Here is a 7,549-nt window from a genome sequence, read left to right on the forward strand (position 1 = left end):
CAGCCCGAAGTCACGCCGCTACCAGGTCTGCTCGGCCGAGCGCACCAACATGTGATTGACCGCCACCCGGCGATCACGCGTCACCATGAACAACACCGCATCCGCGATGTCCTCGGGCCGCAGCATGACCATGCCGGCCGTCTGCCGCTCGAACGCCTCCCGGTACGAATCGGCCAGGTGGCCAAAGATTTCGGTGTCGACGGTTCCGGGACCCACCACCCCGACCCGGACCCGCTTGCCCAGCACCTCTTGGCGAAGGCCCTCGCTGAAGGCGTTCACCCCGAATTTGGTCAGCGAATACACCGCGGTGTTCGGCCGGGCCACCCAGCCGGCGGTGGAGCTGATGGTGACCACGTCGGCCACGCCGCGCGGCGAGTCGGCGGCCGCCTCGATCAGGTGCGGGAGCGCCGCGCGGGTCGCGTACAGGACACCCTGCACGTTGACCGACACCATCTGATCCCAGTCCCGCAGGGACGCTTCGGTCGCGGGCGCCGACTGCATCAGGCCGGCATTGTTCACCAGGATGTCGAGGCGGCCGAACTCCGCGACGGTGCGCCGCACGGCCGCCGCCACCTGCTCGGCATCGGTGACGTCGGCGGCCACGACCAGCGCTGTGCCACCGGCGGATTCGATCCGGTTCCGCAGCTGCGCCAGCCGCTCGGCCCGGCGCGCGAGTAACGCGACCGCCGCGCCCTGTTCAGCCAGCGCCTGGGCCGTCGCCGCGCCGATGCCGCTGCTGGCGCCGGTGACCAGGGCCGCTGTGCGCGCCAGTGTCGTCATGTCCCGCCCGTCGGTTGCGTGCCGAGTATCTCCTGTAGAACGTAGCCGGTGTCCTCGCCGAGGTCCGGCGCGCCGCGCGCGATCCGCGTCGGTGAACGCGCCATCCGCCAGGACGGTCCCAGCACCGGTCGCTGGCCTTCGCGGTGATCCGAGACGAATCGGTACAGCTCGCGGTCCCACAGCCGTTGATCGCCAATCACATCCACCGCGGTCGCGCTCTTGGCGGCCGGCACCCCGGCCGCCCGCAGGCGCTGCGCGAGCCGCTCCGCGTCCTGACCTTGGGTGAGCCGGGCGAGGTCCGCGTCGAGCGCCTCGACGTGGCGGTGTCGCGCATCGGCCGTCACGTAGCGGGAATCGTCCGCCAGTGTCGCGGCGCCGAGCGCCCCGCACAACCCATGCCATTCGGCGTCGTCGGCAACGGCGACCGTGATCCACTCGCCGTCGGCACACGGGTAGCAGCCGTGCGGGCACATGTCAGGGTGGTGATTGCCGGTCGGCCCCAGGCGACGGCCGGTCAGCGACTGCTCCAGCAGGCAGTCGCCGATCATCGAAGACAGCGTTTCCACCGCCGACACATCGACGAATTGCCCCGCGCCGCTGAGCTCCCGGTGCAGCAGCGCCACCACGGCGGCATAGGCCGCGGCGGCTCCGACGGTTGAATCGCCGTAGCGCATGCTGGTCCCCAGCGGCGGGCCGCCGGGATAGCCGACCAGCGCGGCGGGCCCGGCCAGCGCGGCAAAGCAGGGCGCATAACCGGTTTGATGGCCCAGCGGCCCGTCGTTGCCCCACATCTTGATCGACACGGAGATGATGTCGGGCTTGATCTCGGTGAGCTGTTGGTATCCCAGGCCTTGACGTTCCATGGCGCCGGGCCGCAGGTTGTTGATAACGATGTCGCTGCGGGCGATCAACGCGCGCAGTCGCGCCATCCCGTCGGCCGACTTGATATCGAGATCCACGCTGAGGATCTCGGGGTTGATGCTCAAGAAGAAGGGGGCATGGTTGATGTCCGTGCCGCCGTAGGCACGCATCTCCTCGGGGCTGTCGGCAGTCTCGATCTTGATGACCTCGGCGCCCAGCATCGCCAGCAGTTTCCCGGCGTACGGGCCGGCCCACACCTTGGTCAGCTCGACGACGCGCACGCCCTCCAGCGGTCCGCCCCGCGGGTTCGCGGGTGGCTTGAGTTGGGCCGGCTTGACCGTCGGCCGGACGCGCGCGATGTCGACGCTTTGCATGACCGAGCGGGTGTGCTCTCCGAGCCGCGGTGCGGCACTGACGATTCGGGCGGGCGAGGCGCCGAACGCGTACGGCACGGTCGGATACGCCGCGTCGCCCAGCACGGGGTGGCGCACCCGCTGGAAGAAACCGCGATGCCGGTACTGCGGCGACCGATGCAGGTCCGCGGCGCCGTTGACCGGCACCAGCGGCACACCGAGCCGCTGCGCCCGTTCCGAGGCCTCCTCTTTGGGCAGGCCGTCGACCCATGCGGCGAAGCCGCGCCGAAACCTGGTGACCTTCTCGGCGGTGACGGAGAACTCCAGCCAGTCATCCTCGAACCCGTCGAGCCATTCCGGTTGTCCCAACAGGGTTTTGATTCCGGCCCAGTGGGACCGGCTGGTCATGTACAGGTAGACGAAACCGTCGGCGCAGGCGAAGAACGCCGCCGGCCCCGCCTGATCGTAGTCCCCCCGCTCACCGTGGGCCGGCACCTCGCCGGTGACGAACCGGCCCAGGATGCAATCGGCGCGGGAGACCAACACGGCCTGCTGGGAGATGTCGATGAACTCGCCCCCGCCGGTGTGCAGACGTCCCCACAACGACGAGGCGACGCACAGCGCCGCCTCCAGCCCTGCCTCGTAGTCGGCCAAGAAGCGGCCGGGCCCCTGCAACGGCGGCTTGGTCGGGTCGGGGTGGCTCGGCGTGTGATAGCCCCACCCGCTGGCGTGAAAGACGTTGATGCTGCGGGCATTGTCGAACTCGGCGGACACGCCGTGCCCGTACGGGGTGATGGAGCAGAAGACCACGGACGGGTGCTGCGCGGACCAGCCCGCGGTCCGGCCTTCGATCACCGCGTCGGCCGTGTCGATGAGCCGGTGCAGCCGCTCGGCATCGGCCGCCGCGCCGAGATCGAGCACGACCGAGCGCTTGTTGGTGTTGAGGTAGGCGAACAGGGCGCTGCCTTCGCACCCGCCGGCGAGCACCGGCGCCATGGCACGGGTCGCGCTGCCGCGCTTCGGCGCCTCGATCTTGATGACCTCGGCGCCGAAATCGGCCAACAGCTTCCCGCAATACTCCCCCGCCACGGAAGCGGATAGCTCGACGATCCTGACACCCGTCAGCGCGGACATGCACGCCCCGCCGAAATCGGTCAGGGCTTCGCGCGGCCCGAGCGGCTCAGACGCCACTCCGGCGGGAAGTTCAGGTCGTTGTCCTTCACCACATGGTTGAGTCCCTTGCTGAAGGTGCCCTCGGTGAGGTCGACCTCTTCCGCGTCGTTCTTGATCATCGGCAACATGCCCTCGACCATGCCGGTCAGCAGGCTGCCGAAGTACTCGCCCTTGTGCTGCTTGTAGAGCTCGAGGAAGGTCTTCTGCACCGCGACGGTGTCCGTCGGGCGCGACTTCGAACACGCCAGCGCGTACTTCTCGGTCTCCGCCTCCAGCTGGTCGCGGGGCACCACGCTGTTGACGAATCCGCAGTCGTACATCTCCTTCGCGCTGAACGGCCTTCCGGTGAACAGCATCTCGGAGAACTTGCGCAGGCCCATCGTCTCGGCCCACCACCACAACCGCGGTCCCCAGCCCACATAACGGAAGGCCGGGTGCCCGAACAGGGCGTCGTCGGACGAGATCACCAGGTCGGCGTCACCGGCCTGATAGAAGTGCCACCCGTAGCAGTAGCCCTTGGCCTCGATGATGCTGATCTTGCGAAGCTCCTGCAGCGGACGGTTTCCGGCGCGGGCCTTGGCGTAGAAATCGGTGACGGTGGACAGGTACCGATAGGAGCCACCCGGGGGGTACTTGACGTCGTCATCGTTGATCGCCAGCTCGTGGTGCAGCGGCAGGCCGGGGTTCTCCAGCATCGGACGCTGCTCGGGCAGGTCGCCGCCACTGCCGAAATCCTGGCCCTCGCCGCGGATCACGACCACCTTGACGTCGTCGTCCACGTTGCACTTGTGGATCAGGTCCGCGTAGTTCTGCCGCATGCCCAGCGTGGTCGAGTTGAGCTCTTCCGGGCGGTTGAACGTGATGTAGGCGATCCGGTTCTTCTTGTCCTTTTCGAACTTGATGTACTGCTCGGCTTCCTTCTTCAGCTTTTCGTAATCGAACTCAGGCATGGGCTTCTTCTTTCACTGGGAGTTAGCGCCTATTTGAGCAAGCTGCCCGCGTCGACGGGAAGCGAAACGCCGGTGACATAACGTGATTCGTCAGAGGCGAGGAACAGGACAGCATTGCTGATGTCGATGGCATCCACCCAAGGCACCGGCAGTGTGTGCATCATTTGCGAGATCGGGGCGAAATCGTCGGGCCCGGGATTTTCCAGGTCGGGACGGAAGAGCCGGTAAGTGTTGTCGTTCATCACCATCGTGGTGCTGACCTGGGTGGGCAGCACGGAATTGACCCGGATCATGTGCGGGCCCAGCTCGACGGCGAAGGCGCGCATCAGGCCGATGACACCGTGCTTGGCGGCGATGTAGTGACCGGTGTTCGGGTAGGCCTTGCGACCGCCCACCGAACTGGTGAGCACGATCGAACCGCCCCGTCCACCCGAAAGGACATGCGGTACGGCGGCTTTGACTGTGTGCCACACGCCGCTCAGGTTGATGTCGATCATGTCCTGCCACACGTCCTCGCGGATCTTGTGCAGCCTTCTGCCGTCGGTTCCGACGCCGGCGTTGGCGACGATGATGTCGAGGCGGCCGAGCTGTTCCACCCCGCTGTCCACCGCGGCCTTCAGCGCGTCGTAGTCGCGGACGTCCACCTGGGCCGTGACGATGCGCCGGTCGAGATTTTTGACCAGATCCGCGGTCTCGGCGAGGTCTTCCGGTGTCGAGTGGGGATAAGCCAGGTGCTCGATCGGCCCACACACGTCGATCGCGATGATGTCGGCGCCCTCCTGCGCCAGGCGCACGGCGTGGCTGCGGCCCTGACCGCGGGCGGCCCCGCTGACGAAGGCCACTTTTCCCGCTACCCGGCCTTCGACCCGGCCGGTCATCGTGGCACCACGGTGGGCAGCGTTTCCCAGCCACGCACCGACGACGTCGGGCTCAGTGTGGCGTTAGCCATGTCGGGCTCCCACTCCGGGAAGCGCTTGAGGATTTCCTCAAGGGCCACACGGCCTTCCAGCCGGGCCAGCGCCGACCCCAGGCAGAAGTGGGCGCCAACGCTGAACGTGAGGTGCGGCCGGGGGGGACGATGGATGTTGAATTCGCCCGCGTCGGGGCCGAACTGCCGCTCGTCGCGGCAGGCGGATCCGATCAGCATGAGCATCACGCTGCCTTCCGGCACGGTCTGGTCGTAGAGGCTGACGTCGCGTGTCACATAGCGCGCCATGTGCGGCGCCGGCGGCTCGAAACGGAGCAACTCCTCGATGGCCTGCGGGATGAGGCCGGGGTTCTCGACGAGTTCGCGGCGCTGGTCGGGGTGCTCCGCGAGGACTTTGCCCGCCCACCCGATCAACCGCGTGGTGGTTTCGTTGCCCGCTCCGGCCACCACGTTGAGGTAGACCAGGATCTCTTCGCGTCGCAGCCGTCGCGTCGTCCCGGTCTCGTCGACGAACTCCACGTTGAGCAACTCGGTCATGATGTCGTCCGACGGATTCTCGGCGCGCCAATCGATGTAGGCCTCGAACTGCTCGCCAACCGACAAGCCCTGCTCGGCGGCGGTCATCGGCTTGCCGGGCTCGGTGCGTAGTTGGGCGTTGCCGCGGTCCCGGATGTACTCCTGGTCTTCTTCGGGAATCCCGAGCAGGGCGCTGATGACCTTCATCGGCATGATTGCGCCCAGGTCCGTGACGAAGTCGAACCGCCCGGAACCCACCAATGGGTCGAGCGATTGCGCGCAGAACTCACGGATCATCGGCTCCAGCGCGGCGATCTTGCGAGGGGTGAACATGCGCGACAACAGCTTGCGGTGCACGTCGTGGATCGGCGGGTCCTCGAAGATCAACATGCCCGACGGGATCTCGAGGTTGGCCTTGATCAGTTCCATGATCACGCCCCGCGCGGAACTGAACGTGCCGTGGTCGAGGATTCCCTTATTCACGTCGGCGAATCGGCTCAGCGCATAAAAGTCGTATTCGGAGTTGTAGTACAGCGGCGCCTCGTCCCGTAGGCGCTTGAACATCGGATACGGGTCGGCGATCAGCCCGACATCGTAGGGATCGAACCGAACACTGCTGTCGGTGCTCGCCGTCACGAAAATCCTCCTACCGCTGCACTTTTCGGTACCCGTACTACCTGCACCAGGGCTAGCGCTGCCAGCGTTGCAGCGCTGGATTCGGTCCGGGCAATTTATACACTCCGCTTAATTGCGTCGCTGTCACTTCTGCACAAGCGCGGGCAAAATCGGCGCATGTGCGTGCTCTTACTCTATTGTCGTAGAGAACTATGTCGTAGAGAACCATACAGCGGGCGCCCTGGCAAGACCCAGGGCCCGGCGCACCGTGTCCCGTCGGCGTCCTCATCCGGGCCCGGCCGCCCCATGGCGCAACACCCGCAGGCCGCCCGCCTGGGTGAGCCGCCCCTTATCGGAACTCCTCAAAATCCCGCCGGCGATCGCCGAGAGGACGCCGTCGAGCTGTTCGGCGCTGTCGATGATCCGGTCGCCGTGGGCGAACCGCTGCAGCAGGCCATTGATGAACGTCAGCGTGACGTTGCTCAGATCCTCGACGACCGCCGGATCCAGGTCGGCGCCGTGCGGCATGAGTTGCACGAGGATTTCCCGGTGCAACTTGGTGAACTCGTCGGTGGCCTGCTGCAGGATCGCGGCCAGGACGGGGTCGCGGGTGGCCTGCATGGTCAGCTCGTAACGGGCCCTGGTTCGGTACAACTGCGGATCGCTGCCGGCCTGGATCACGACCTGTGACAACCGCGACGGTGCGCGACTCCCGGCGTCCGCGTCGGAGCTGTCCGCGATCGCCTGCAGCTCGGCGAGGTCGAGCTCGGCGGATCGCTCGGCCACCGCGCGCAGCAGCGCCGATCGGGTGCGGAAATAAAACGAGGTCGTGCCGTCCGGCACTCCGGCCTTTCGGTCGACCTTCAAATGGCTCAAACCCTTGGCCCCGTCATCGGCCAATAGCTGAATTGCCGCATCGCACAGGTCACGGCGGCGCTCGGCGGAATTGGGCTTTCGTCGTCTATCCACGTCGTCTATCCACGTCGTCTATCCACGTCGTCTATCCATACGGGTTGAATTGCGACCCTACTCTATATTCGTAGTGTCGGTAAAGAGCGCGTTCTCCGCGGTGTCAGCGTGTCGGGGACGTGCAGCTCAATTTTCCGGCAATCCCGACTCGGGTGTCCTAATTCGACAATCCGCGCTAATACTCAGCCAATGAAATTGCGGTGCAAGGCTTCCGGCCGAACGGAAAACCAATGACCGGCGAGTAGAGTCGGTTCGGATGATTCACCGTCGTTTCCGCGCGCGCACTGCCGGCGCGTGGCTCGGGTCGCTGAGCCTGGTCGCCGCCGCGATGAGCGGCTGCCAGCACGCGCACAAGCCCGCACCGTCCAGTTCGCCGACCGCCGCGCCGCCGAGCACAACCGCGC

6 protein-coding genes are annotated in these 7,549 nt (G+C 66.5%); all 6 read right to left on the reverse strand.

Going from position 1 to position 7,549, the window contains the following annotated elements:
• Positions 1–18: 18 nt before the first annotated feature.
• The 6 genes from BST14_RS21230 to BST14_RS21255 all read right to left on the reverse strand — a co-directional run bounded on the left by BST14_RS21230 (position 19) and on the right by BST14_RS21255 (position 7,145).
• Positions 19–780, reverse strand: a complete 762-nt coding sequence (locus BST14_RS21230; protein WP_083066332.1) for an SDR family NAD(P)-dependent oxidoreductase — start codon at positions 778–780, stop codon at positions 19–21.
• Positions 777–3,128: a CaiB/BaiF CoA transferase family protein gene (locus BST14_RS21235; protein WP_083066339.1), complete on the reverse strand. Its 2,352-nt coding sequence runs from the start codon at positions 3,126–3,128 to the stop codon at positions 777–779. Before BST14_RS21235 ends, BST14_RS21230 begins: the two co-directional genes overlap by 4 nt.
• A 20-nt stretch (positions 3,129–3,148) precedes the next feature.
• Entirely contained in the window at positions 3,149–4,117 is a 969-nt protein-coding gene (locus BST14_RS21240; protein WP_083066333.1) for an enoyl-CoA hydratase/isomerase family protein, read from the reverse strand.
• Positions 4,118–4,146: 29 nt separating this feature from the next.
• On the reverse strand, positions 4,147–4,995 hold the full coding sequence (locus BST14_RS21245) for a mycofactocin-coupled SDR family oxidoreductase (RefSeq protein ID WP_083066334.1): 849 nt from the start codon (positions 4,993–4,995) through the stop codon (positions 4,147–4,149).
• On the reverse strand, positions 4,992–6,197 hold the full coding sequence (locus BST14_RS21250) for a cytochrome P450 (protein ID WP_083066335.1): 1,206 nt from the start codon (positions 6,195–6,197) through the stop codon (positions 4,992–4,994). The genes BST14_RS21245 and BST14_RS21250 overlap by 4 nt, the downstream gene beginning before the upstream one ends.
• Before the next feature lie 264 nt (positions 6,198–6,461).
• Positions 6,462–7,145 (reverse strand): TetR/AcrR family transcriptional regulator, encoded by a 684-nt coding sequence (locus BST14_RS21255; RefSeq protein ID WP_083066336.1) that lies wholly within the window; start codon positions 7,143–7,145, stop codon positions 6,462–6,464.
• Positions 7,146–7,549 lie beyond the last annotated feature (404 nt).

It is taken from the genome of Mycobacterium arosiense ATCC BAA-1401 = DSM 45069, assembly GCF_002086125.1.
Classification (GTDB): domain Bacteria; phylum Actinomycetota; class Actinomycetes; order Mycobacteriales; family Mycobacteriaceae; genus Mycobacterium; species Mycobacterium arosiense.